The following is a 23,316-nucleotide window of genomic DNA, read 5'->3' on the forward strand; positions in this document are numbered from 1 at the left end:
GGCTCCCAGTAGACGACTGGGTTGATAGGCCGGATATGGAAGCCTCGTGAGGGGTGGAGTTGACCGGTACTAATAGGCCGAGGGCTTGTCCTCAGTTGCTCGCGTCCACTGTGTTGTTCTGAAACAACGACCCCACACCGTGGCCATGGTGTGGTGCGGCCGATAGTTTCATAGTGTTTCGGTGGTCATAGCGTGAGGGAAACGCCCGGTTACATTCCGAACCCGGAAGCTAAGCCTCGTAGCGCCGATGGTACTGCAGGGGGGACCCTGTGGGAGAGTAGGACGCCGCCGAACAATTTTTCAGAGAAGCCCCTCCCGGGGATACCGGGAGGGGCTTCTCGCATTTCCGGGCATTGTGGAGCTCCGCCCGCCCGCAGGGACCACATGTGGGTAGCCGGCACGGCCGACCACGACGAGGATCGGTCGAGGCGAGCTTGCGCCCGAGGGCCCGGCAGAGGCCGTCCGACGCCGACTGCGTCGAGCCCCGCGTCGAGCCCCGCGTCGACCCCACGCTGGTCCCGCGCCGTACGGTGCGCTACTCCGTGCTGGTCGCTGCTGCGCCCCCTGATGCCGTCAAAAAGCTGCTAAATCTGCCGATTCACCGGGATGATCAGCGGAAATCCAGCCGAAAACCCGTAGTCTCGAAACCGGCGAACAGGTGTCCGGGGGCCTAGCCCTCGGGCGGCACGAAAATGGGATGTATGGCACGCGGCAGGCTGCGGATCTACCTCGGGGCGGCGCCCGGGGTGGGTAAGACGTATGCCATGCTCGCGGAGGCTCACCGGCGCCAGGTCCGGGGCACCGACGTGGTGGTCGGGTTCGTCGAGCACCACAACCGGCAGTTGACCGCCGACCTGATCGCGGGGCTGGAGTCCGTGCCTCGGCGCGAGCTGACCCACCGGGGCGCCGTCTTCACCGAGATGGACCTGGACGCGGTCCTCGCCCGCAGGCCGGCCGTCGCCCTGGTCGACGAACTCGCGCACACCAATGTCCCCGGCAGCCGCAATGCCAAGCGTTGGCAGGACGTCGAGGAGCTGCTCTCGGCGGGCATCGACGTGGTCTCCACGGTGAACATCCAGCACCTGGAGTCGCTGGGGGACGTGGTCGAGGGGATCACGGGTGTCCGGCAGCGCGAGACGGTGCCGGACGCGGTGGTCCGCCGGGCCGACCAGATCGAGCTGGTCGACATGTCTCCGCAGGCACTGCGACGCCGCCTGGCGCACGGCAATGTGTACGCGCCGGAGAAGATCGACGCCGCACGTGCCAACTACTTCCGCCTCGGCAACCTGACCGCCCTGCGCGAGCTCGCCCTGCTCTGGACGGCCGACCGGGTCGACGAGTACCTGCAGCGCTACCGCGAGGAACAGGGGATCAAGGGCACCTGGCAGGCCCGCGAACGGATCGTGGTCGGGCTCACCGGTGGACCGGAGGGCGCCACCCTGATCCGCCGCGCGGCCAGAATCGCCGCCAAGGGCTCCGGCGGCGAGATCCTGGCCGTGCACATCTCCCGCTCGGACGGTCTGACCGGCAGTGGCTCCCCGCAGGCGCTGATCGAGCAGCGGGCACTGGTGGAGAGCCTCGGCGGCAGCTTCCACACGGTGCTCGGCGATGATCCCGCCGCCGCGCTGCTGGACTTCGCCCGGGGCGTCAACGCGACCCAGATCGTGCTCGGCTCCAGCCGTCGCCGTGCCTGGCAGTACATCTACGGCCCGGGCGTCAGCGCCACCGTGACCCGCGACTCGGGCGACATCGACGTACACATCGTCACCCATGAGCACGCCGCCAAGGGCCGGGGCCGGATCCCGATCCGCAAGGTCACCGACCTCGGGCGGACACGCACCGTGGCAGGCTGGCTGATCGGTGTGGCCGGGCCGCCGCTGCTGGCCGTGCTCCTCACGGCCGTCCACGGGCTCGGTCTCTCCACCGACATGCTGCTCTTCCTGTCGTTGACGGTCTGCGCAGCTCTGATCGGCGGGCTGTTCCCGGCGATCGCCTCCGCTCTGGTCGGCTCCACGGCGCTGAACTACTACTTCACGCCCCCGGTGCACACGTTCACCATCTCCCAGCCGGAGAACATCCTGGCGGTGGGTATCTTCACCGCCGTCGGTATAGCCGTGGCCTCGGTCGTCGATCTTGCCGCCCGTCGCACCCATCAGGCCGCCCGCAGTCAGGCCGAGGCCCAGACGCTCAGCGCCCTCGCCGGCACGGTGCTGCGCGGCGCACCCACCGGTGACAGTCTGCTCACCGTCCTGCTCGACCAGGTCAGGGAGACCTTCCAGCAGGACTCCGCCGCGCTGCTGGAGCGGGCCGACGAGCACTCGCCGTGGCGTACGGCCGCCTGCGCCGGGCCGTACCCGCCGGAGCGGCCGGAGGTCAGCGATGTGGACGTCCCGGTCGGCGGCGAGCTCGCGCTGGTGCTGCGCGGCCGGGTGCTCCCTGCCGAGGACCGGCGCCTGCTCGGTGCTTTCGCCGCTCAGGCCGCCGTCCTGCTGGAGCGCCGCCGTCTGGCCGGGGAGGCTGCCGCTGCCCGCCGCGAGGCCGAGGGCAACCGGATCCGCACCGCTCTGCTGGCGGCCGTCTCGCACGACCTGCGCACTCCGCTCGCGGGTATCAAGGCCGCGGTCACCTCGCTGCGTGCGGACGACGTGGAGTGGGACGAGGCCGATGAGGCCGAGCTGCTGGCAGGGATCGAGGCCGGAGCCGACCGCCTGGACCACCTGATCAACAACCTGCTCGACATGAGCCGGCTGCAGACCGGAACGGTCACCCCGCTGATCCAGGAGACGGACCTGGACGAGGTGGTGCCGTTCGCGCTGGGCGGCGTCCCGCTGAACGCCGTCAAACTGGACGTACCGGAGTCCCTGCCGATGATCCACGCCGATGCCGGGCTGCTGGAGCGCTCATTGGCAAACCTGATCGAGAATGCCGTCAAGTACAGCCCCGACGGGGTGAAGGTGCTGGTCAAGGCGGGTGCGCTGTATCCACCCGACTCCCCGGGACGGGTCGAGCTGAGGGTGGTGGACCGTGGCCCCGGTGTGCCCGAGGAGGCCAAGGAACGGATCTTCGCGCCCTTCCAGCGCTACGGCGACGCCCCGCGCGGCGCGGGCGTCGGCCTGGGCCTGGCCGTCGCCCGCGGCTTCGTCGAGGCGATGGGCGGCACCGTCGCCGCCGAGGACACCCCCGGCGGTGGGCTGACCATGGTGGTCACCCTGCCCGCCGTCGACCTGCCGGACGCCAACTTCCCCGAAAAGCCACAGCAGCCACCGAACCGAAAGGCGGAGCCCGTATGACCCGGGTTCTTGTCGTGGACGACGAACCGCAGATCGTCCGCGCCCTGGTGATCAACCTCAAGGCCCGTAAGTACGAAGTCGATGCGGCCCACGACGGGGCGAGTGCCCTGGAGCTCGCCGCTGCCCGCCACCCCGATGTGGTCGTACTCGACCTCGGCCTGCCCGATATGGACGGCGTCGAGGTGATCAAGGGCCTGCGCGGCTGGACCCGTGTCCCGATCATCGTGCTCTCCGCGCGGCACGCATCCGACGAGAAGGTCGAGGCGCTGGACGCCGGTGCCGACGACTACGTCACCAAGCCGTTCGGCATGGACGAACTGCTGGCCCGGATGCGGGCCGCCGTGCGCCGCGCCGAGCCGGTCGCGGGCGAGGACGACTCGGTGGTGGCCACCGACAGCTTCACCGTCGACCTGGCCGCCAAGAAGGTCAACCGGGACGGTCAGGACATCCGCCTCACCCCGACCGAGTGGCATCTGCTGGAGGTCCTGGTCCGCAACGCCGGGCGGCTGGTCAGCCAGACCCAGCTGCTCCAGGAGGTCTGGGGCCCCGCCTACCGCACCGAGACCAACTACCTGCGGGTCTACCTCGCCCAGCTCCGCCGCAAGCTGGAGACCGACCCCTCGCACCCGCGCCACTTCATCACCGAGCCGGGCATGGGCTACCGCTTCGAAGCCTGACCGGGCCGTTCGGGGCAGGGTGGGGTCCGTCGACCCTGCCGTTCGAACACTTGAAACCGGTACCCTTCGGGCATGAGTGGTGACAACAGCAGCGCGCAGCCGCAGGGCCGTTTCCGGCGCATGCTCAGCCGTCTGACCTCCTCCTCCGAGGAGCTGGAGGCGCAGGAGCTGCGCCAGGACACGGCGGAGTCGGGCTGCACTCCGATCGCCAGCTGCGGGGACCGCGAGGTGGTCACCGTGGCAGGCACCCTGCGCACTGTTACCCTCCGCCCCCGGGCCGGTGTGCCCGCCTTGGAGGCCGAGCTCTTCGACGGCAGTGACGCCCTGGACGTGGTGTGGCTGGGGCGGCGGTCGATCGTCGGGATAGAGCCGGGTCGGCGGCTCATCGCCACCGGCCGGATCAGCCATGCCCGGGGACGCCGTGTCCTCTTCAACCCCCGCTACGAACTGCGTCCGGCCGGACACGGGAGCGAGTGAGCGTGACCAACCTGCCAGGCGGCGACCCCGCCGCCCGCACCGCTGCGCCCGACGGCTTCGAGGGCTACGTCGATCACACGCTGACCGAGGCGCTGGTGGAGTCAGGCGCCAAGGAGTTCGCCGCCTACGAGACGGCTCGTAACGGCGCCGCCGAGGCCGCGGAGAACGAGGAGCCCCGGGGAGAGACGCGGGAGGAGGCGGCGGCCCGTGAGGCCGCTGCGTCCAAGGAGGCTGCCGAGACGGTCATGCAGGCCTTCGGCGGTGTCCGGGGCATGATCGACATGACCCTCCCGGGTCTGCTCTTCATCATCACCTTCAACCTCACCCACCAGGTTGCCCCGGCGGCCTGGGCGGCGCTCGGTCTCAGCGCGCTCTTCGTGGTGGTCCGGCTGTTCAAGCGGGAGACCATCCAGCATGCGTTCAGCGGTGTCTTCGGTGTCGCGATCGGTGCCTGGATCTCGATGAAGACCGGAAAGGCGGAGAACTTCTACCTTCCCGGCCTGCTCTACAGCGTCGGCTACTGCATCGCGCTCGCCGTCTCCGCGTTGGTCCGCTGGCCGTTGATCGGGGTGATGCTCGGCCCGATCACGGGCGAGATGTTCACCTGGCGCAGGCAGAACCCGGGCCGACTGGCCGCGTACACCAAGGCGACCTGGGCCTGGGTGGTGATCATGGGCGTCAAGCCGGTGATCCTCTTCCCGCTGTACTTCACCGGCAACGTCAACCTGCTCGGCTGGCTCAAGGTGGCCCTCGGCATCCCGCCGATGCTGCTGGCGATGTATGTGACCTGGCAGATCCTGCTCAAGGCCCCGCCGCCGATCAAGGCGCAGGTCGAGGAGGAGTAGGCGAAGACCGAGAGGGCCGTACCCGACACCGGGTACGGCCCTCTTCGTGCTGGGGGCTACTGCGCGCCGGATCCGGCGGAGAGCAGGTCCTCCAGCTCCTCCTCGCGCTCCTGGGCCGCCACGAACAGCAGTTCGTCGCCGGCCTCCAGGGTGTCGTCCTTGCCCGGTGCCAGTACTCGGCCCTCGCGGATGATGGCGACCAGCGCGGTGTCGACGGGCCAGTGCACGTCCCCGACCCGGGTGCCGACCAGGTCGGTGTCGGGGGCCAGGGTCAGCTCGACCAGGTTGGCGTTGCCCTGGCTGAAGCGCATCAGCCGGACCAGGTCACCGACGCTGACCGCCTCCTCGACCAGGGCCGACATCAGGCGCGGCGTGGAGACCGCGACATCGACGCCCCAGGACTCGTTGAACAGCCATTCGTTCCTCGGGTTGTTCACCCGGGCGACCACGCGCGGCACGCCGTACTCGGTCTTGGCGAGCAGCGACACGACGAGGTTGACCTTGTCGTCACCGGTCGCGGCGATCACCACGTGGCAGCGCTGAAGGGCGGCCTCGTCCAGCGAGGTGATCTCGCAGGCATCGGCCAGCAGCCACTCCGCCATGGGCACCCGCTCCACCGAGATGGAGCCGGGGTTCTTGTCTACCAGCAGGACCTCGTGGCCGTTCTCCAGCAGCTCGCCCGCGATCGAGCGGCCGACTGCACCGGCCCCGGCAATGGCGACTCGCATCAGTGCTCACCCTCCTGCGGACCCTGCGCGAACGCGGCCTCGACGGCGGGCAGATCCGCCCGGTGCAGCGTGACGTGCACCAGGTCGCCCTCCTGGACCACCATCTGAGGCGTGGGCAGCATTCCCTCGCCCAAGCGGGTGATGAAGGCGACGCGCACTCCGGCGGCCTTCTCGAGGGCGGCGAACCGCTGGCCGACCCAGGACGGGGCGTAGGCCACCTCGGCCAGCTGGATGCTGCCGCTCGGGTCCTGCCACAGCGGCTCGGCGCCGCTCGGCAGCAGTCGGCGCAGCATCTGGTCGGCGGTCCAGCGCACGGTGGCGACCGTCGGGATCCCCAGGCGCTGGTAGACCTCGGCGCGGCGGGGGTCGTAGATCCGGGCCGCGACGTGCTCGACGCCGAAGTTCTCCCGGGCCACGCGGGCCGCGATGATGTTGGAGTTGTCACCGCTGGAGACGGCGGCGAAGGCACCCGCCTCCTCGATGCCGGCCTCCTTGAGGGTGTCCTGGTCGAAGCCGACCCCGGTCACCCGGCGTCCGTTGAACCCGGCGCCCAGGCGCCGGAACGCGGTCGGGTCCTGATCGACGACGGCCACCGAGTGACCCTGTTTCTCCAGCGCTCTCGCGAGGGCCGAGCCCACGCGCCCGCAGCCCATGATGACGATGTGCACGGGACTACCTCACCCAGTCCGTTGGGGTCATGACCTGCGCAAACACCGCTCATCATCCTTTCGCCCCCGACGGTTGGGGGAGATCTTCGGGCCGTGCCTTCGGTACGGCGCGGCGGGGCAGCGTGCTTGCTGCTCCCAAGCTCATCATCCGACACGCTATCCGGTCCACCGAATGCAGTCTCGACGGAGGTGGCCACCAGGCGGGAGCCCCCGCGTCAAGAGCCCTTACGATTCCTTAACGTGCCTATGCCTGCTGATCTCCCGAAACGCATCCTGATCGGACGCGCCCTGCGAAGCGACAAGCTGGGGGAGACCCTCCTCCCCAAGCGGATCGCGCTGCCGGTCTTCGCCTCGGACGCGCTCTCCTCCGTCGCCTACGCCCCTGAGGAGATCCTCCTCACCCTCTCGCTGGCCGGGGCGTCTGCGATCCACTTCTCGTGGCAGATCGGCGTCGTGGTCGCCATCGTGATGCTCGCGGTGGTCGCCTCGTACCGGCAGAACGTGCACGCCTACCCCAGCGGCGGTGGCGACTACGAGGTCGCCACGGTCAACCACGGGCCGAAGTCGGGTCTGGTGGTGGCCAGCGCGCTGCTGGTGGACTACATCCTCACGGTGGCGGTCTCCACCACCTCGGGCGTGGCCAACGTGGTCTCGGCGGTACCCGCGCTGCGCGGGCACGAGATGGCGCTCTCGGTCATCCTGGTGATCGTCCTGATGGGCATGAACCTGCGCGGTGTCCGAGAGTCGGGCACCGCCTTCGCCATACCCACGTACGCCTTCATGATCGGCGTGCTGGGCATGGTGATCTACGGGATGGTGCGCCACTTCGCCTTCGGGGCGCAGATGCCTGCCGAGAGTGCGGGCTTCCATCTGGAGCCGACTCCGGGCAACGCCTCACTGGCCGGCTTCGCGATGGTCTTCCTGCTGCTCAAGGCGTTCTCCTCCGGCTGTGCCGCGCTGACCGGTGTCGAGGCCATCTCCAACGGTGTGCCGGCCTTCCGCAAGCCCAAGAGCAAGAACGCCGCGACCACGCTGCTGATGATGGCCACCGTCGCCGTGACGATGTTCATGGGCATCATCTACCTCGCCCACCTGACCGGCACCCAGATGGCGGAGGACCCGGCGACCCAGCTGGCCGGTGTCCCCGCGGACTACCACCAGAAGACGGCACTGGCCCAGATCAGCGAGGCCGTGTTCTCCAACTTCACCCCGGGCTTCTACTTCATCGCGGGTGTCACCGGACTCATCCTCGTGCTGGCCGCCAACACGGCCTTCAACGGGTTCCCGGTACTCGGCTCGATCCTCGCCCAGGACCGCTACCTGCCCCGTCAGCTGCACACCCGCGGTGACCGGCTGGCCTTCTCCAACGGCATCATCCTGCTGGCCACCGCCGCGATCATCTTCATAGTCGCCTTCGGCGCGGACCCCAACCGGCTGATCCAGCTCTACATCGTCGGCGTCTTCGTCTCCTTCAACATGAGCCAGTCCGGGATGATCCGGCACTGGACCCGTCTGCTGCGAACCGAGACCGACCCGGCCAGGCGACGCCACATGCAGCGCAGCCGGGCGATCAACACCTTCGGTCTGGTGATGACCGCGGCGGTGCTGATCGTGGTCCTGGTCACCAAGATCGGCCACGCCTGGATCGCGATCGCCACCATGGTGGTGCTGTTCGTGATGATGAAGGCGATCCGCCGCCACTACGACCGGGTCTCCCAGGAGCTGAAGGCCGCGGAGGAGGCGGACGACGTCGTGCTGCCCACCCGGGTGCACGGCATCGTGCTGGTCTCCAAGCTGCACAAGCCCGCCCTGCGCGCCCTCGCCTACGCCCGCCTGGCCCGCGCGCACTCCCTGGAGGCCGTCACCGTCAACGTGGACCCGGCCGACACCGAGGCACTGCGCAAGGAGTGGGACGAGCGCGGCATCGAGGTGCCGCTCAAGGTCCTGGACTCGCCGTACCGCGAGATCACCGGGCCGGTCCTGGACTACGTCAAGAACCTGCGGCGCAGCAGCCCGCGCGATGTCGTCTCGGTGTACATCCCGGAGTACGTGGTCGGCCACTGGTACGAGCACCTGCTGCACAACCAGAGCGCGCTGCGGCTCAAGGGCCGCCTGCTCTTCAAGCCGGGCGTGATGGTGACCTCCGTGCCCTGGCAGCTGGAATCCTCCGAGCGGCGCAGGCCGCAGCGCGCGTGGTCCGCGCCGGGCGCCGTCCGTCGCGGCGAGCCCCGGCACGAGCGCGTAGAGTCGGGTAGCTCAAGCACCGCCCTCACCGACGCCAGCAAGGACTCGCCTTCGTGACCCGCAACAACCCGTCCCGCTCCTCGGGGAAGTCCGGCAAGGCCGGGAAGTCCTCCAAGCCGGGGCAGGTCGCCCGTCCGCGCTGGGGGGCCAAGCCGGTTCGCCCGGCCGCCACCGACCGCGAGGGCTTCACGGCCCAGACCGCCCCGATCGTCCCAGCCGAACCGGCCCCCGAGGCCGCTCCGGCCAAGCCCGCGCAGGCCAGGCCGGCCGCCGCGAAGAAGAGTGCACAGGGCGAGCGCCCGCGCAAGCAGGCCGTTCGGCCGCCCAAGGCGCTGCGCACCGCCAAGCCGGTCAGGACGGAGCGCACGCCCAAGGCCCCGACCGGTGACCCGCTGGTCGGTGAGCGCTACGAGGTCGAGGTCGGCCCGGTCGCGCACGGTGGCGGCCACTGCGTGGCCCGGCACGAGGGCCGGGTGCTCTTCGTCCGGCACACGCTCCCGGGTGAGCGGGTGATCGCCCAGGTCACCGAGGGCACCACCACCTCCCGCTTCCTGCGCGCGGACGCGGTGGAGATCCTGGAGGCCGCCAAGGAGCGCATCCCCGCGCCGTGTCCGTTCTCGGGCCCCGGCAAGTGCGGCGGCTGCGACTGGCAGCACGTCACCCCCGGCGGCCAGCGCAAGCTCAAGGGGCAGGTGCTCACCGAGCAGCTGGCCAAGCTCGCCGGGCTGACCCCTGCCGAGGCGGGCTGGGACGGCAGCGTCGAGCCGGTCGGCGGCAAGCTCCCGGCCGGCGAGGTGCCCGCCTGGCGCACCCGGATCCAGTACGCGGTGGACCCGGCGACCGGCAAGGCCGGGCTGCGCCGCCACCGGTCGCACGACATCCAGCCGATCGACCGCTGCCTGATCGCCTCCTCCGGGGTGAGCGAGCTGGGCATCGAGGCGCGTGACTGGCCGGGTGTCGACTCGATCGACGCGATCGCCTCCAGCGGCTCCTCGGACCGCCAGGTCGTCCTGAGGCCGACGCCGGGCTCCCAGCTGCCGCTCGTCGAGCTGGACCAGCCGGTCTCCATCTCCCGGGTCGACGAGCAGGGGCTCTTCCACCGGGTGCACGGCCGTACCTTCGTCCGCGAGCGGGCCGCCGGCCGCACCTGGCGGGTGAGCAACGGCGGCTTCTGGCAGATCCACCCCGAGGCGCCCGAGACCCTGGTGGACGCCGTTCTCGAGGGCCTCGACCCGCAGTGGGGCGAGATGGCCCTGGACCTGTACTGCGGCGTCGGCCTCTTCGCCGGGGCGCTGGCCGACCGGGTCGGGGACGACGGCGCGGTGCTCGGCATCGAGTCCAGCAAGCAGGCCGTCGACGACGCCCGGCACAACCTGGCCGCCGTGGACAACGTCCGGATCGAGTGCGACAAGGTGGAGTCGCTGCTCCCGCGCACCGGGATCACCTCGACCGACCTGATCGTCCTCGACCCGCCGCGCGCGGGGGCGGGTCGCGAGACGGTGGCGCACCTGGTCGGCCTGGAGGCCCGCCGGATCGCCTACGTCGCCTGCGACCCGGCTGCACTCGCCCGTGACCTGGCCTTCTTCCGCGAGGGCGGCTACCGCCCGGTCTCGCTGCGGGCCTTCGACCTCTTCCCGATGACCCACCACTTCGAGTGCGTGGCCATCCTGGAGCCGGTCGCGGAGTAATCGGGGCCGCCGCTCGGCGGCGGCCTTCTCGGCAATCAGCAGGGGCGCGGGGAACCGCGCGAGAACCACCTCCACGGAGGTGGGTCGCGCAGTTCCCCGCGCCCCTGCGTCGTCTCCCGTGTTCGCCGGCTGCGGCGGCGTCGTGGCCGGTCGGCGGGTCGGCTTCAGCCGGGGCGGCCCCGTCCCGCGCGTATCCCGGGGGACGGCGGCCCGTTCGGGCTGCTGCTCTAGCGATCCGCGGTCGTCTTGAGCGGCCACTCGCGGTGCAGGCCCGGCAGCGGCAGCCGCTTGTCCAGAACCGGGGTTCCGAAGATCTTGAGGTGGGCGAGCAGTGCGCCGGTGAGGTCGATGCCGCCGTACAGCGCCCAGGTGCCGTGGACCTTCGGGGCGCCCGCCGAGGTGTCGAGCACGACCGAGCCGTCGACCTGGGCGCGGAGGTAGGGCTCCAGCGTCACGTCCACGCCCACCGCGTCGTACAGTCCGACGCTCACATCGGCGCCGAACCCCGCGCGGACCGAAGCCTTGCCGGACAGGTGCGCCCGGAGCGGAGAGACCTTGGTGTCGGCCGTGTCGGTGACCGGGCTCCAGCCGTGGCCGCCGGCGTAGTCGGCGTGCACGGTCCAGGCGCCGGTGTACTCCTGCTCGGTGTCCATCGACACCTTGCCGTCGGCGCTGATGTCGAGGAAGCAGGTCAGGCCGAGGTTGACGACGACCGGCAGACCGGCGACGGTGAGCACGGGGTTGGCGTGCAGTTCGGCGACGGGGATGCGCACCGGGCCGTCCGTGGTGCGTGCGAGCTCGCCGCTGATCCGCCACTGGGCGTGGGCACCCAGGTCGAAACCGATGGCCGCGGTGCGCGGGCTGCCCTGGGCCGCGCCGTGGTAGGCGAAGTGCACGGTGGGGTGCAGCTGGAGCGAGCCCGAGGCGTCCGCCGTGGCGCCGCCCGGCAGTGGGATCGGGGTTTGCAGGTCCAGCTGGAGGGTGCCCGACGCCTCGGCCCTGGTGGTGCCGCTGTCCTGGCCGAAGGACAGCTTCAGGTCCTTGACCAGCGGTTTGACGGTGATCGCGTGCGGATCGACGGCGACCTTTCCGTCCGCGTCGGCACCGCCGAGCAGCTCGGCCAGGCTGGCCGGGCGGGTGGTGGCCCTGACCGTGCCGTCGGCGGCCTGGTGCGCCGAGGTGACGGCGATGAGCGCGCCCTGGGGGGCCGCAGGGGTCGGCGGGCTGGCGATGAGCTGGCCGGGCTGGACCAGGTCGGCGGTGGCGGCCGGTGCCGGGCTGGACGGTGTCGGGCTGGACGGTGTCGGGCTCGGCGGCGTCGAGGTGGGTGCTGCGGGGCTGGAGGCTGTCGGGCTGGGCGACTTGCTCGCCGGTGCCGTTCCGGTGGCGGTGAGGACGGCCGTCCCGGTGGCGGGATCATAGGCGGTGAGGCGGAGGCTGTGCGCCGCCGACGAGGGCGCGGGCTTGGCGGCCCCCGGGGTGCCGACGGCTATCTGCTGGTCGCCCGGTTGGGCTGCGGCCACCACCAGGGCATCCGTGCTGGTGCGGAGCGCGGCGGTGGCCGGGGCGGAGACCGGGGCGGAGGCCGAAACCCCGGCCGGGCCCGTCGCCCCCGGAGCGGTGGCCGGAGCCGCGCAGGCGGCGCTTCCGAGCAGGACCATGGCCGCGAGGGCAGGCAGGACGACGGTACGTGCGGAACTGTTCAACAAGAGCCCTCCGGCGCGGCGGACCAGGACACGACCGCGCGAGATCAGTAGAGGCAGGCGGCGTGGGACGGCCGCTGAGGCGATGTTACTGACGGGTCATCAATCTGTCGAAGACATGCAAAGTCCATCGGCCGGAAGCGCGTTGTCGGCTCGGCTGCGGCCCTGTGTGTCCGACGGGGCGTCGGCCGTCGTTCCGGTGGGGCGGGCCCTCGCGGTCGGGCGGCTGATCTTCGGTGGCCATGGGTATGAGACCTCCCGAGTGCGTCCGGCGTTGGCCGGAATCCGGTCTCGGCAGGTGATTCGGAGGGGAGGTTCCTTCGCGCCGTCCGGCGCTGGGGGGCGCGGGGAGGCTGGAATGCGCCCTTGTTGTGCTAGCACCTGAGCGCTAGCTTGAGTCCATGGCGAAGAAGCAGCTGAACGTTCGGGTGGATGCGGCCACCGCCGAGATCGCGCGTGAGCGCGCCGAGCAGCAGGGGATCAGCATGAACCAGTACATCGAACGGCTCGTCAGGCAGGACATGGGCGAGAGCGGGCGCACGTTCGTCGACGCCGCCGCGCAGTTCATGAAGGAGTACGAGTCGGCCTTCCTCGCCGAATTCGGGTCCGGCGGCGACCTTCAGGATGTGCACCGTTGAACCTGGAGGTGGACCTCTCGTGGCTGCTCATGACGGCCGAGCAGTACACCCCCGGCGATCCGCAGGTCACCGACTACGGATCGTTGCTCGCGGCGGTAGCCCGCCACCAGGCCCAGATCTTCGACATCGCCGTCTATCCCGAGCCGCAGGACCGGGCGGCCGCGCTGATGCACCAGCTGATCCGCGTCCCGGCGCTGGAGCGGAGCAATGAGCTCTTCGCCACCGCCGTCGCCTATGCGTACCTGGTGGCCAGCGGTTGCAGCGTCGCCACCACGGCGCGCGAGGTGCGCAGCCTCGCGCGGGCGATCCGGGAGGGCAAGCTCGGCGTCGGCGGGGTGTCCGAGCGGCTGGCCGCCTGGGTGGTGGACGAGGCCGAGGGGGAAGAGGTCCGGGGGGACGACGACGGCGACGAGGGCGACGCCGACTGAGCCAACCCCGCGCTCGCTCCGCGCGCGGGGTGGCGACGGCAGCCGACTAGGCTGGGGGTTTCACCCCACACGGCGAGGAACCACGGACGTTGCTGCAGGACATCGAGCGCTATCTGGCCTGCCCGCACTGCGCACAGCAGCTGGCTCTCGACGGGCGCACCCTGCGCTGCCCCGCAGGTCACAGCTTCGACCAGGCCAAGCAGGGATACGTCAGCCTGCTGGCAGGTGACGCGCACACCGGCACCGGGGACACCGCCGCCATGGTCGCGGCCCGCGGCGACTTCCTGACCGCCGGCCACTACCGTCCGATCGCGGAGGCCCTCGCCACGGCGGCAGGCCCCACCGACGGCCTTGTGGTGGACCTCGGAGCAGGTACGGGCTACTACCTCGCGCACGTCCTGGAGCAGGTCCAGGGCGTGGGCGCCGCCCTCGACATCTCCAAGTACGCACTGCGCCGGGCCGCCAAGGCGCACCTCAGGATCGGTGCGGTGGTCTGCGACGCCTGGCGGCCGCTTCCGCTCCAGGACGCCTGCGCCGATCTGGTACTCAACGTCTTCGCGCCCCGTAACGGGCCGGAGATCCGGCGGGTGCTGCGCCCGGGCGGCCGGCTGCTGCTCGTCTCGCCGACCTCCCGGCACCTGCGCGAACTGGTCGCAGCCCTGGGCCTGCTGTCGGTGGACGAGGAGAAGGAACGCCGGATCGACGAGAAGCTGAGCCCCTGGCTGGACAGGACCGATCGCGTCGAGGTCGAGTTCCGGCTCAGCCTGTCCCGGGCCGACGCGGCAGCCGTCGTGGCGATGGGCCCCAACGCCTGGCACACCGACCCCGATGCCCTCACCGCCGCCCTGGCCGAGTTGCCGGAGCCGGTCGAGGTCACCGGCTCGGTCCAGGTGACGACGTATCGGTGAGGCCGGACGTGCCGGTGAGGCCGTCCGGCTGGTCGCGACGGACTGACCTGACACCCCATTGGGATGAATGGTGCGCGCAGGGACGTTTCGCCTCTCCCGCTGCGGGCTAAGGTGCCCCGGGTGACCAGCGATGCCGTCAAGTCCGCCGTCCAGCCGGTCGGAAAAGCCGTTCAGGGGGTCGGAATCCCGGCAGGGAAGCCCTCGGCCCGCCCCGCCGTCGAGGAGCTCCGGCTCACCTCCTTCAAGTCGTACCGCCGGACGACGCTCGCGCTCTCCCCGTTCACCGTTCTGTACGGGCCATCGGGGGTCGGCAAGTCGAATGCGCTGGACGCGCTGGCCGTGCTCTCCCGGCTGGCGCTGGGGGAGCCGGTCGGACCGTCGCTGGACGGTCTCGGCGGCACTGCGGGACCGCTGGCCCTGCCCGTGAGGGGCGGGCTGCTCGGCTGTGTGCCGCACGGCCGCAACGCGATCATCCTCGGCTGCACGGTCCGCTCCTGCGCTGGGCCGATCAGGCTGGAGCTGGTGGTGCGCACCGACGGCCGGGTCAGGGTCGCCCGGGAGTGGCTCACCTGCGCCGGGCAGACGCTGGTCGAGACCGGCGAGCAGGACGTGGCCCACGGAAAGGTCAACGTCACGTGGCACAACGACACTCGGCAGGGCGACATCCGGGCGCCGTTCCCCAGCGACAGTCTGATCGTCACCCAGATTCCGCTCCGGGTGGCCGGTTCCTCCGCGGGGGAGTGCAAGGTGCTCGCGGCCGCCGAGCAACTTCTCACCGCCCTGCGCGAGGTCTTCCCGCTGCACCCCGTACCGGCCCTGATGCGCGACTGGGCCCAGCCGGATCCGGACGCCAGACTGCTCGGTTCGGCCGCCAACATCTCCCCCGTCCTGGCCAGGGTCAAGAGCGACTGCACCCGCCGCTACGGAAGGCTGCTCAAGGCCGTCCAGGCGGCGGCTCCACACCCGCTGCTCGGCCTCGACGTGGCCCGTCGCGGTCCCGAGGCGCAGGAGCGGCTGCTCGCCGTCTTCGACGAGGGCGTGCTCGGGCGGACGGGCGCGGACCAGGCCTCGGACGGCATGCTGCGGCTGCTCGCTTTCGCCGCCGTGCTGCTCACCGGGGCGGGGGTGCTGGATGTGGAACCGGCCGCCGAGGTTCCACTGGCACACCGCCAACTCACCGTACTGGCAGAGGACCTGGGTGCCGGGCTGGCGAACGATCAGATCGCCGCCCTGCTGCGGGTGGCGCGCGAGGTGTGCGAGAAGGGGGATGTCCGACTGCTCGCCGCCCTGCATGATCCCGCGGCCGCGCGGGAGGTCGGCGGTGCTGAGCTGGTCGAGTGCCGCCGGGATCCGGCCACCGGGCACAGCGTGCTGCGGCCCGAACCGTCCAGGGTGCCGGTGCAGTCGGCGCGTGGGGACGGGGCCGACGGGTGTGCTGCGTCGGGTGCGTCGGGTGCTGCGAAGGCGGTGGCCGACGGGACCGCAGCGGACGGTGCCGCCGAGGCTTCGGCGATGGGGTAGACCTGAGTGCGTGAGTGATCAGACGACGGGCCCGGCGGGCCCGACCTTGGGAGAGCTGCAGCAGCGGCTCACGGATTTCGCGGCTGCCCGTGGCTGGCAGCCGTTCCACACACCGAAGAACCTCGCGGCCGCGCTGAGCGTGGAGGCGGGCGAACTGCTGGAGATCTTCCAGTGGTTGACGACCGAGGAGGCGTCGACGGTCATGGCCGAGCCCGATCGTGCGCACCGGGTCAGGGACGAGGTCGCCGATGTGATGGCGTACCTGTTGCAGTTCTGCACGGCGGTGGGAGTGGATCCGCTGGATGCGCTGGCGGCGAAGATCGAGCGGAACGAAGTGCGTTTTCCGGTGGCGGAACGGGGTCCGCGGGCGGGCGACGATCGGGTCGGATAGTTGTCGGATCATCGGAATGACCTGCTGGAGCGCAGTGATTTTCACTCCCGTGGGTGACATGAGTTTTCCACAGGGCCGAGTTGTCCACAGGTTCTGAGGGAGTGCTGCGCGGAGCCGATGCCCGCAGCACGCTTGCGCCGTGACCCACCGTCGGAATGGCGGTTCGACGCAAGCGAGGGGAGCGGCCGGGTTATGGACGCGCTGCGATTGATCAAGACGGCTCGACATGCGCTGGCGGAGGCCAGAAGTGTGCCGGACGCACTCGCCGAAGCCTGGCAGGCGGGGCTGCTCACCGAGGCCGTCGGGGCGCGGATCGCCGAACGCGAGTCCGGGGAGACCGGCGCGCTGGGCCAGCTGCTCTGCGATGCCGGGGCCCATACGGTCGGCTGCCTGGAGCAGCCGACCACGGAGGCAGCTGCCGACGACGGTGCCGACCAGGAGTGGAGCCGGGGCGAGTGGGGCGGCACCGGGCGGGCGGCCCGGCTGGATGAGCTGGGCGAGTTGGAACCGGTGCTCGACGAGCTCGGCCGGCTCCTGCACGAGGTCGCCGAGACGCTGGTGGTGCTGGCCTGCGGCGCGGACGCCGAAAGCCTCTACTGGCGGTGCATCGACGGGGTGGACGCCGGGGCCGAGTGCAAGGACTTGGTGGCCGAGCTGCTCAGGACGGTGCGCAAGCAGTCGGAGGACGGCGGAGCGGAGTCCCCGGACGAAGGGCAGGACTGGTACGAGGACGACGACGGCGAGGACTGGGACCACCGCCGACAGCGGCAGGACCACGAGCGCCGTGACAGGCACCGGCACGGTGCCGCAGCGGGCGGGGGACTGGGCCTGGTTGCGGAGCCGGGTGCTGCGGGGACCGGGCCGGTCATCGACCGGTACTCGGAAGGGAGCCTGCCGACCCTGGTCATCCCGCTGGCCCCGCCGGGAGCGGCGTGCGGCTACCGGCCCGGGCCGGACGAATCGGTGGAGCTGTCGGCCGAGGCCGGTTCCTCGGCGGCCCCGACGCTGTCCACGGCCCGGCCGCCGGAGAACTGGGCATCGACGGGCTGGGCACCGATCGGCTGGGAGCCGGAGGGCCGGTCACCGGCCGACTGCGTCCCGGAGGAACGCAGATCGGCGCCGAGCCCGGCCAGGGAGTCGTTGACGGAGGCCAGCAGCTCCTGCATCTGCTCCAGCAGGCTCTTGGGCGTGGGGGCGGAAGCGGCGGTGGCGGCGGGCACGCCTGTGTCGGCTGCTGTCTGCGGTGCGACGGGCGCCTCGGACCAGATCTCGGACATGAGGGGACCCCTCCAGCTCGGTAGTGCGGTGTGAGGCGGCGGATGTCGACGCCGTCGGTTGAACGAGCGGCTGTGGTGCACGGTCACCCCCGACCACTCGATGAGGTCCAACCCCCGCCTCCCGTAAGCCGCAGGGGTGAGAGCGGTTTGCGGCACGGCGGCGGGCTCGGCTAGGGCATGCGCGTGGCGTGGCCGCCGGGAGCACGGGTGTGCACAGGGGCTGGGGCTGGGCCTGCGGTTGTGGCTGCGGTGAGAGCCCCGTCCAGGAAATGACACCGGGCCCCCGGTGCCGTCGCGGAGACGGCGCCGAGGGCCCGGCAGGAGGAGGAGATCAGTTGTGCGCGTGCAGTTCCGCGTTGAGACCGCCCCACGAGCCGGACCGGGCGATCACCTCGACCGCGCCGCTCTGCGAGTTGCGGCGGAACAGCAGGTTGTCCTGGCCGGAGAGCTCGACCGCCTTGGCAATCTTGCCGTCGGGGGTGGTGACCCGGGTGCCGGCGGTCACGTACAGACCGGCCTCGACCACGCAGTCGCTGCCCAGCGAGATGCCGATGCCGGCGTTGGCACCGAGCAGGCAACGCTCGCCGACCGCGACGACCTGCTTGCCGCCGCCGGAGAGGGTGCCCATGATCGAGGCGCCGCCGCCGATGTCGCTGTGGTCGCCGACCACGACGCCCGCGCTGATCCGGCCCTCGACCATGGAGGTGCCCAGGGTGCCGGCGTTGAAGTTGACGAAGCCCTCGTGCATCACGGTGGTGCCGACGGCCAGGTGCGCGCCGAGGCGGACTCGGTCCGCGTGCGCGATCCGGACACCCGACGGGGCGACGTAGTCGGTCATCCGCGGGAACTTGTCGATCCCGTACACGGCCAGCTGGCCGCCTTGGACGCGGACGGCGAGCCGGGCCTGCTCGACGTTCTCGACCGGCACCGGGCCGATGCTGGTCCAGGCGACGTTGGCGAGCAGGCCGAAGATCCCGTCCAGGTTCTGGCCGTGCGGCTTGACCAGGCGGTGGCTCAGCAGGTGCAGGCGCAGGTACGCGTCGTGGGCGTCCAGCGGCTTTTCGTCGAGCGAGGAGATGGTGGTGCGCACCGCGACCACCTCGACACCCCGGCGGGCGTCACTGCGCAGCGCGTCCGAGGCGCCTGCGCCGAGAGCCGCCTCGGCCTCCTCGGCGGACAGCCGGACGGTGCCGGCCGGGCCGGCCTCGGCGACGAGTTCGGGAGCGGGGTACCAGGTGTCGAGGACGGTCCCGTCGGTGGCGATGGTGGCCAGACCGACGGCGACGGCACCGCTTGCGAGGGTGGAGGTTTCAGCAGTCACATCGTGCACGTTAACGAATCCCGGCCCCGGCTGCCGAATGCGCTCACCGAGCGGACAGCGCTGGGCCGGACGGAATCGGGGAGACCGTCCGGGAGATCGCCGAGCAAGGGAGGAAGTGAAGGAGGAGCAGAAAGTGGCGCGGCAGCGGCTGGGACGGGACTTGCAAGGAAGACACGGGTAAAACCGCGTGCTGAGGCGGCCGGAGGTCGGCGATACTCGCACGGGTGTTCATCTCGATCTCCACCACAGGAACGGCCGAGCGCCCCGCCAGTGACCTGGGATTTCTGCTGCACAAACACCCCGACAAGGTGCAGCGGTTCTCGACCTCCCACGGTGAGGCCCACGTCTTCTACCCCGAGGCGACCGAGGAAGCCTGCACGGCGGTGCTGCTCCTGGACGTCGACCCGATCGCGCTGGTGCGCAAGGGCCGCGGCAAGGGGCGCGGCGGCTCGCCGACGGCAGCCTCGGGTGCGGGCGCGCTCGCCCAGTACGTCAACGACCGCCCCTATGCTGCCTCCTCGCTGCTCGCGGTGGCCCTGCGGACGGTATTCCGTACGGCGATGAAGGGCGTCTGCGAGACCAGGCCGGGGCTGGCCGATCAACCGTTGCCGCTGCGCATCTCGCTGCCGGCCGTGCCGGCCGTGCCGGCGAGCGGCGCACGAGGCGCGGCGGGTGCGGCGGGTGCGGGCGAGACGGGCGGTGCGGCGCTGGTCGGTCGGCTCTTCGAGCCGCTCGGCTGGCAGGTCGAGGCCGAGGCGATCCCCTTGGACGAGACCTTCCCGGAGTGGGGCGAGTCCCGCTACGTCAGGGTCGAGTTGACCGCCACCGTGCGGCTGGCCGACGCGCTTCAGCAGCTCTATGTGCTGCTGCCGGTGCTGGACGGCTCGAAGCACTACTGGGTCGCGCCGGACGAGGTCGACAAGCTGCTCGATGCCGGGGAGGGCTGGCTCGCCGAGCACCCGGAGCTCAACCTGATCATCCGTCGCTACCTGGCACGCCGCTGGTCGCTGGCCCGGACGGCGCTGGAACGACTGGAACTCGCCCGGCTCGCCGAGGCCGACGACCGTGAGGCCGAGGAACTCGACAACGCGGTGGAGGACAGCACCGAGGAGGGCGCGGAGACCGAGGAGGGAGCGGAGAGCGGGAAGAGGCCGATCAGCGAGGGGGCAGCGGACGAGGAGGGCGAGAAGCACGTCCCGCTCGCGGTCCGGCGCAGGGCGGCGATCCTGGCCGCCCTGGGCGAGACAGGTGCAGCCCGAGTGCTCGATCTCGGCTGCGGACAGGGCGAGTTGGTGGGCGAGTTGCTCAAGGACACCCGGGTGACCGAGGTGCTCGGCGTGGACGTGTCCTCGCGGGCGCTCTCGGCGGCGGCCCGCAAACTGCGGATCGAGCGCATGCCGGAGCGTCAGTCGTCCCGCGTCAGGCTGGTCCAGGGGGCGCTCACCTATACCGATGCGCGCCTCAAGGGGTACGACGCGGCGGTGCTCTCCGAGGTCGTCGAGCACCTCGATCTGCCCAGACTGCCCGCTCTGGAGTACGCGGTGTTCGGTGCGGCCCGCCCCGGTGCGGTCGTGGTGACCACGCCCAACGCCGAGTACAACGTCCGCTGGGAGACCCTCCCGGCCGGACACGTCCGGCACGCGGACCACCGCTTCGAGTGGGACAGGGCTCAGTTCCTGGCCTGGGTGGAGCGGGTGGCGCGTACGTACGGCTACAGCGTCACCGTCCGTCCCGTCGGCCCGTACGACGAGGAGGTCGGTGCGCCGACCCAGCTCGCCCTCTTCCGGCTCGGAGTCTCCGAGAGCCGGTCCTTGGAAACCGAGCGCGTGGCCACCACCGAAGGGAGCGTGACCCGATGACCGCCACGACCGCGGCACCCGCCACGACCGGGGCCCACAGCCGCCGCCTGCCCGTCACCGATGTCTCGATGGTCGTGCTGGTCGGCACCACCGGTTCGGGCAAGTCCAGTTTCGCCCGTAAGCACTTCCGGCCGACCCAGGTGGTGTCCTCCGACTTCTGCCGCGGTCTGGTCGCCGATGACGAGAACGACCAGTCGGCCTCCGGCGACGCCTTCGACGTGCTGAACTACATCCTCGGCAAGCGGCTGGCCGCCGGACGGCTGACCGTGGTGGACGCCACCAACGTCCAGCCGGGGTCCCGCCGTCGGCTGGTCCAGATCGCCAGGGAGCACGATGTGCTCCCGATCGCGATCGTCCTCGACGTCCCGCCGGGCGTCTGCGCCGAGCGCAACAGCAGCCGCCCGGACCGCCGGTTGCCCGCGCATGTGATCACCCGCCAGCAGCGTGAACTGCGCCGCTCGCTCAAGGGATTGGAGCGAGAGGGCTTCCGCAAGGTCCACATCCTGCGTGGTGAGGCCGAGGTGGACGCCGCCGAGATCGTCATCGAGAAGCGCTACAACGATCTGCGCCACCTCACCGGTCCGTTCGACATCATCGGAGACATCCACGGCTGCCGGTCCGAGCTGGAGACGCTGCTCGTGCGCCTCGGCTACACCCTCGACCGGGACGAGCAGGGGCGCTCGGTCGATGCCGTGCACCCCGAAGGACGGACGGCGGTCTTCGTCGGCGACCTGGTGGACCGCGGCCCGGACACCCCGGGTGTGCTGCGTCTGGTGATGGGCATGGTCGCCGCCGGTCACGCCATCTGCGTGCCGGGCAACCACGAGAACAAGCTGGGCCGCTGGATGGACGGCCGCAAGGTCACCGTCTCGCACGGCCTCCAGGAGTCGCTGGACCAGTTGGCGGGGGAGAGCGAGGAGTTCCGCACCCGGGTGCGCGCCTTCATGCGCGGCCTGGTCAGCCACTACCTGCTGGACGGCGGCAACCTGGTGGTATGCCACGCCGGGCTCCCGGAGAAGTACCACGGCCGCAACTCCGGCCGGGTGCGCTCGCACGCCCTCTACGGCGACACCACCGGTGAGACCGACGAGTACGGTCTGCCGGTCCGCTATCCGTGGGCCGAGGAGTACCGGGGGCGGGCCCTGGTGGTCTACGGACACACCCCGGTCCCGTCGGCGGGCTTCCTCAACAACACCATCTGCCTGGACACCGGCTGCGTCTTCGGCGGCAGTCTCACCGCGCTGCGCTACCCGGAGCGCGAGCTGGTCGGCGTGCCGGCCGAGCAGCAGTGGTACGCCCCCGTCCGCCCGATGCACAGCGATGCCCCCGGCGCGCGGGAGGGCCGCCCGCTGGACCTGGCCGACGTGGCCGGGCGCCGGGCGGTGGAGACGGCCCACCACGGGCGGGTCGCCGTACGGGAGGAGAACGCCGCGGCGGCACTGGAGGTGATGAGCCGCTTCGCGCTCGACCCCAGGCTGCTCGCCTATCTGCCGCCGACCATGGCGCCCAGCTCCACCTCACGCCGCGAGGGCTACCTGGAGCACCCGGAGGAGGCGTTCTTCGCCTACCGCCACGACGGGGTGCAGCAGGTGATCTGCGAGGAGAAGCACATGGGCTCCCGCGCGGTCGTCCTGGTCGCCAGGGACGGTGCCGCGCTGGAGAAGCGGTTCGGTGTCGAGGGGCCCGGCGCGATCTGGACCCGGACGGGGCGGGCCTTCCTCAGCGACGAGGAGCTGACCGGTGCGGTGCTGGACCGGGTCCGCGCCGCCGCCGAGCGGGCTGGTCTGTTCGAGGAACTGGCCAGTGACTGGCTGCTGCTGGACGCCGAGTTGATGCCATGGTCGCTCAAGGCCGCCGAGCTGCTGCGCCGCCAGTACGCGGCCGTCGGCGCGGCGGCGGGTGCGACGCTGCCGAAGGTACTGGCCGCGCTGGAGCAGGCGTCCGGCCGTGGCCTGGAGCTCGGCGAGCTGACGGACCGGCAGCGGCAGCGGGCGGTGGACGCAGAGGCGTTCACCGCGGCGTACCGCCGCTACTGCTGGCCGACCGACGGCCTGGCGGGCATCCGGCTCGCGCCGTTCCAGGTCCTGGCCGCCGAGGGGGCGAACCTCGCCGTGCGCCCGCACGACGAGCACCTTGCCCGGATCGACCGGCTGGTCGCGGCGGACGACCCGAAGGCGCCGATCCTGCAGCGCACCGGCCGCCTGGTGGTCGACACCTCGGACGAGGCGTCGACAGCGGCCGGCATCGCCTGGTGGGAGGAACTGACCGCCGCCGGAGGTGAGGGCATGGTGGTCAAGCCGCTGGCCTCCTTGGTCCGGCGCGGAGCCGGCGAGGGCAGGCCCGGCGGGCTGGTCCAGCCGGGTGTCAAGGTCCGCGGCCGGGAGTATCTGCGGATCATCTACGGCCCGGACTACACCCAGCACCTGGATCAGCTGCGGCAGCGTTCGCTCGGCCACAAGCGTTCGCTCGCCCTGCGCGAGTACGCCCTCGGTCTGGAGGCGCTGGACCGGCTGGCGGCGGGTGAGCCGCTGTGGCGGGTGCACGAGCCGGTGTTCGCCGTCCTGGCCCTGGAGTCGGAGCCGGTGGACCCGCGTCTGTGACGACCCGGCCGGGCTCCTGACCTATTCTGCATAGAAATTCATAGTGTCGTATA

Annotated in this window: 18 protein-coding genes and 2 rRNA genes; 16 read left to right on the forward strand and 4 right to left on the reverse strand. The window is 71.2% G+C overall.

Annotated elements, in window-relative coordinates; translation table 11 throughout:
* The 6 genes from P3T39_RS10195 to P3T39_RS10220 form a co-directional block, all read left to right on the forward strand.
* Nucleotides 1-93: ribosomal RNA gene (locus P3T39_RS10195) — 23S ribosomal RNA — on the forward strand; the annotation flags it as partial.
* Between the two features lie 84 nt (nt 94-177).
* A 5S ribosomal RNA gene (gene rrf, locus P3T39_RS10200) occupies nt 178-294 on the forward strand.
* Nucleotides 295-701: 407 nt separating this feature from the next.
* Nucleotides 702-3,290 (forward strand): sensor histidine kinase KdpD, encoded by a 2,589-nt coding sequence (locus P3T39_RS10205; protein ID WP_280697092.1) that lies wholly within the window; start codon nt 702-704, stop codon nt 3,288-3,290.
* Nucleotides 3,287-3,967 (forward strand): response regulator, encoded by a 681-nt coding sequence (locus P3T39_RS10210; protein WP_280697093.1) that lies wholly within the window; start codon nt 3,287-3,289, stop codon nt 3,965-3,967. Before P3T39_RS10205 ends, P3T39_RS10210 begins: the two co-directional genes overlap by 4 nt.
* A 72-nt stretch (nt 3,968-4,039) precedes the next feature.
* Entirely contained in the window at nt 4,040-4,444 is a 405-nt protein-coding gene (locus P3T39_RS10215; RefSeq protein ID WP_280697094.1) for an OB-fold nucleic acid binding domain-containing protein, read from the forward strand.
* A 2-nt stretch (nt 4,445-4,446) separates the two neighbouring features.
* A complete protein-coding gene (locus P3T39_RS10220; protein WP_280697095.1) occupies nt 4,447-5,289 on the forward strand; it encodes a DUF3159 domain-containing protein in 843 nt (280 codons plus the stop codon).
* 56 nt (nt 5,290-5,345) lie between these two features.
* Here the strand turns inward: P3T39_RS10220 and P3T39_RS10225 are convergent, their stop codons facing one another.
* Nucleotides 5,346-6,017, reverse strand: a complete 672-nt coding sequence (locus P3T39_RS10225; protein ID WP_280697097.1) for a TrkA family potassium uptake protein — start codon at nt 6,015-6,017, stop codon at nt 5,346-5,348.
* On the reverse strand, nt 6,017-6,685 hold the full coding sequence (locus P3T39_RS10230; protein WP_280697098.1) for a TrkA family potassium uptake protein: 669 nt from the start codon (nt 6,683-6,685) through the stop codon (nt 6,017-6,019). Before P3T39_RS10230 ends, P3T39_RS10225 begins: the two co-directional genes overlap by 1 nt.
* A gap of 246 nt (nt 6,686-6,931) precedes the next feature.
* Here P3T39_RS10230 and P3T39_RS10235 point away from each other — a divergent pair, with 246 nt between their 5' ends.
* Nucleotides 6,932-8,986 (forward strand): APC family permease, encoded by a 2,055-nt coding sequence (locus P3T39_RS10235; protein WP_280697319.1) that lies wholly within the window; start codon nt 6,932-6,934, stop codon nt 8,984-8,986.
* Nucleotides 8,987-9,261: 275 nt separating this feature from the next.
* Nucleotides 9,262-10,617 carry a class I SAM-dependent RNA methyltransferase gene (locus P3T39_RS10240; RefSeq protein WP_348534329.1) on the forward strand — a complete coding sequence of 452 codons (1,356 nt, stop codon included), beginning with the start codon at nt 9,262-9,264 and terminating at the stop codon, nt 10,615-10,617.
* A gap of 227 nt (nt 10,618-10,844) precedes the next feature.
* On the opposite strand, the gene P3T39_RS10245 is transcribed toward P3T39_RS10240, so the two are convergent.
* Entirely contained in the window at nt 10,845-12,323 is a 1,479-nt protein-coding gene (locus P3T39_RS10245; protein ID WP_280697099.1) for a hypothetical protein, read from the reverse strand.
* A 398-nt stretch (nt 12,324-12,721) separates the two neighbouring features.
* On the opposite strand from P3T39_RS10245, the gene P3T39_RS10250 reads away from it, so the two are divergent.
* The 6 genes from P3T39_RS10250 to P3T39_RS10275 all read left to right on the forward strand — a co-directional run bounded on the left by P3T39_RS10250 (nt 12,722) and on the right by P3T39_RS10275 (nt 17,517).
* On the forward strand, nt 12,722-12,958 hold the full coding sequence (locus tag P3T39_RS10250; RefSeq protein WP_280697100.1) for a toxin-antitoxin system HicB family antitoxin: 237 nt from the start codon (nt 12,722-12,724) through the stop codon (nt 12,956-12,958).
* Complete coding sequence (locus P3T39_RS10255; RefSeq protein ID WP_280697101.1) at nt 12,955-13,386, forward strand: fic family toxin-antitoxin system, toxin component; 432 nt, start codon at nt 12,955-12,957, stop codon at nt 13,384-13,386. Before P3T39_RS10250 ends, P3T39_RS10255 begins: the two co-directional genes overlap by 4 nt.
* Nucleotides 13,387-13,475: 89 nt before the next feature.
* On the forward strand, nt 13,476-14,294 hold the full coding sequence (locus P3T39_RS10260; protein WP_280697102.1) for a putative RNA methyltransferase: 819 nt from the start codon (nt 13,476-13,478) through the stop codon (nt 14,292-14,294).
* 120 nt (nt 14,295-14,414) lie between these two features.
* Nucleotides 14,415-15,815: an ATP-binding protein gene (locus P3T39_RS10265; protein WP_280697103.1), complete on the forward strand. Its 1,401-nt coding sequence runs from the start codon at nt 14,415-14,417 to the stop codon at nt 15,813-15,815.
* 46 nt (nt 15,816-15,861) lie between these two features.
* Complete coding sequence (locus tag P3T39_RS10270; protein ID WP_280697104.1) at nt 15,862-16,206, forward strand: nucleotide pyrophosphohydrolase; 345 nt, start codon at nt 15,862-15,864, stop codon at nt 16,204-16,206.
* A 192-nt stretch (nt 16,207-16,398) separates the two neighbouring features.
* Nucleotides 16,399-17,517, forward strand: coding sequence for a DUF6099 family protein (locus P3T39_RS10275; protein ID WP_280697105.1), 1,119 nt, complete (start codon nt 16,399-16,401; stop codon nt 17,515-17,517).
* A gap of 297 nt (nt 17,518-17,814) precedes the next feature.
* Here P3T39_RS10275 and dapD read toward each other — a convergent pair whose 3' ends face one another.
* Nucleotides 17,815-18,813, reverse strand: coding sequence for a 2,3,4,5-tetrahydropyridine-2,6-dicarboxylate N-succinyltransferase (dapD, locus tag P3T39_RS10280; RefSeq protein ID WP_280697107.1), 999 nt, complete (start codon nt 18,811-18,813; stop codon nt 17,815-17,817).
* A gap of 215 nt (nt 18,814-19,028) precedes the next feature.
* On the opposite strand from dapD, the gene P3T39_RS10285 reads away from it, so the two are divergent.
* Together P3T39_RS10285 and P3T39_RS10290 are read left to right on the forward strand one after the other, a co-directional pair.
* Nucleotides 19,029-20,663, forward strand: a complete 1,635-nt coding sequence (locus tag P3T39_RS10285; RefSeq protein WP_280697108.1) for a 3' terminal RNA ribose 2'-O-methyltransferase Hen1 — start codon at nt 19,029-19,031, stop codon at nt 20,661-20,663.
* Complete coding sequence (locus tag P3T39_RS10290; protein WP_280697109.1) at nt 20,660-23,263, forward strand: polynucleotide kinase-phosphatase; 2,604 nt, start codon at nt 20,660-20,662, stop codon at nt 23,261-23,263. Before P3T39_RS10285 ends, P3T39_RS10290 begins: the two co-directional genes overlap by 4 nt.
* Nucleotides 23,264-23,316: the final 53 nt, after the last annotated feature.

Source organism: Kitasatospora sp. GP82 (assembly GCF_029892105.1).
GTDB lineage: Bacteria > Actinomycetota > Actinomycetes > Streptomycetales > Streptomycetaceae > Kitasatospora.

Bases quoted from the DNA above. Each gene is read 5' to 3' on its own strand.
- P3T39_RS10205 (WP_280697092.1), top strand. From the start codon at position 702: ATGGCACGCGGCAGGCTGCGGATCTACCTCGGGGCGGCGCCCGGGGTG.
- P3T39_RS10210 (WP_280697093.1), top strand. From the start codon at position 3,287: ATGACCCGGGTTCTTGTCGTGGACGACGAACCGCAGATCGTCCGCGCC.
- P3T39_RS10215 (WP_280697094.1), top strand. From the start codon at position 4,040: ATGAGTGGTGACAACAGCAGCGCGCAGCCGCAGGGCCGTTTCCGGCGC.
- P3T39_RS10225 (WP_280697097.1), bottom strand. From the start codon at position 6,017: ATGCGAGTCGCCATTGCCGGGGCCGGTGCAGTCGGCCGCTCGATCGCG.
- P3T39_RS10235 (WP_280697319.1), top strand. From the start codon at position 6,932: ATGCCTGCTGATCTCCCGAAACGCATCCTGATCGGACGCGCCCTGCGA.
- P3T39_RS10250 (WP_280697100.1), top strand. From the start codon at position 12,722: ATGGCGAAGAAGCAGCTGAACGTTCGGGTGGATGCGGCCACCGCCGAG.
- P3T39_RS10275 (WP_280697105.1), top strand. From the start codon at position 16,399: ATGGACGCGCTGCGATTGATCAAGACGGCTCGACATGCGCTGGCGGAG.
- P3T39_RS10290 (WP_280697109.1), top strand. From the start codon at position 20,660: ATGACCGCCACGACCGCGGCACCCGCCACGACCGGGGCCCACAGCCGC.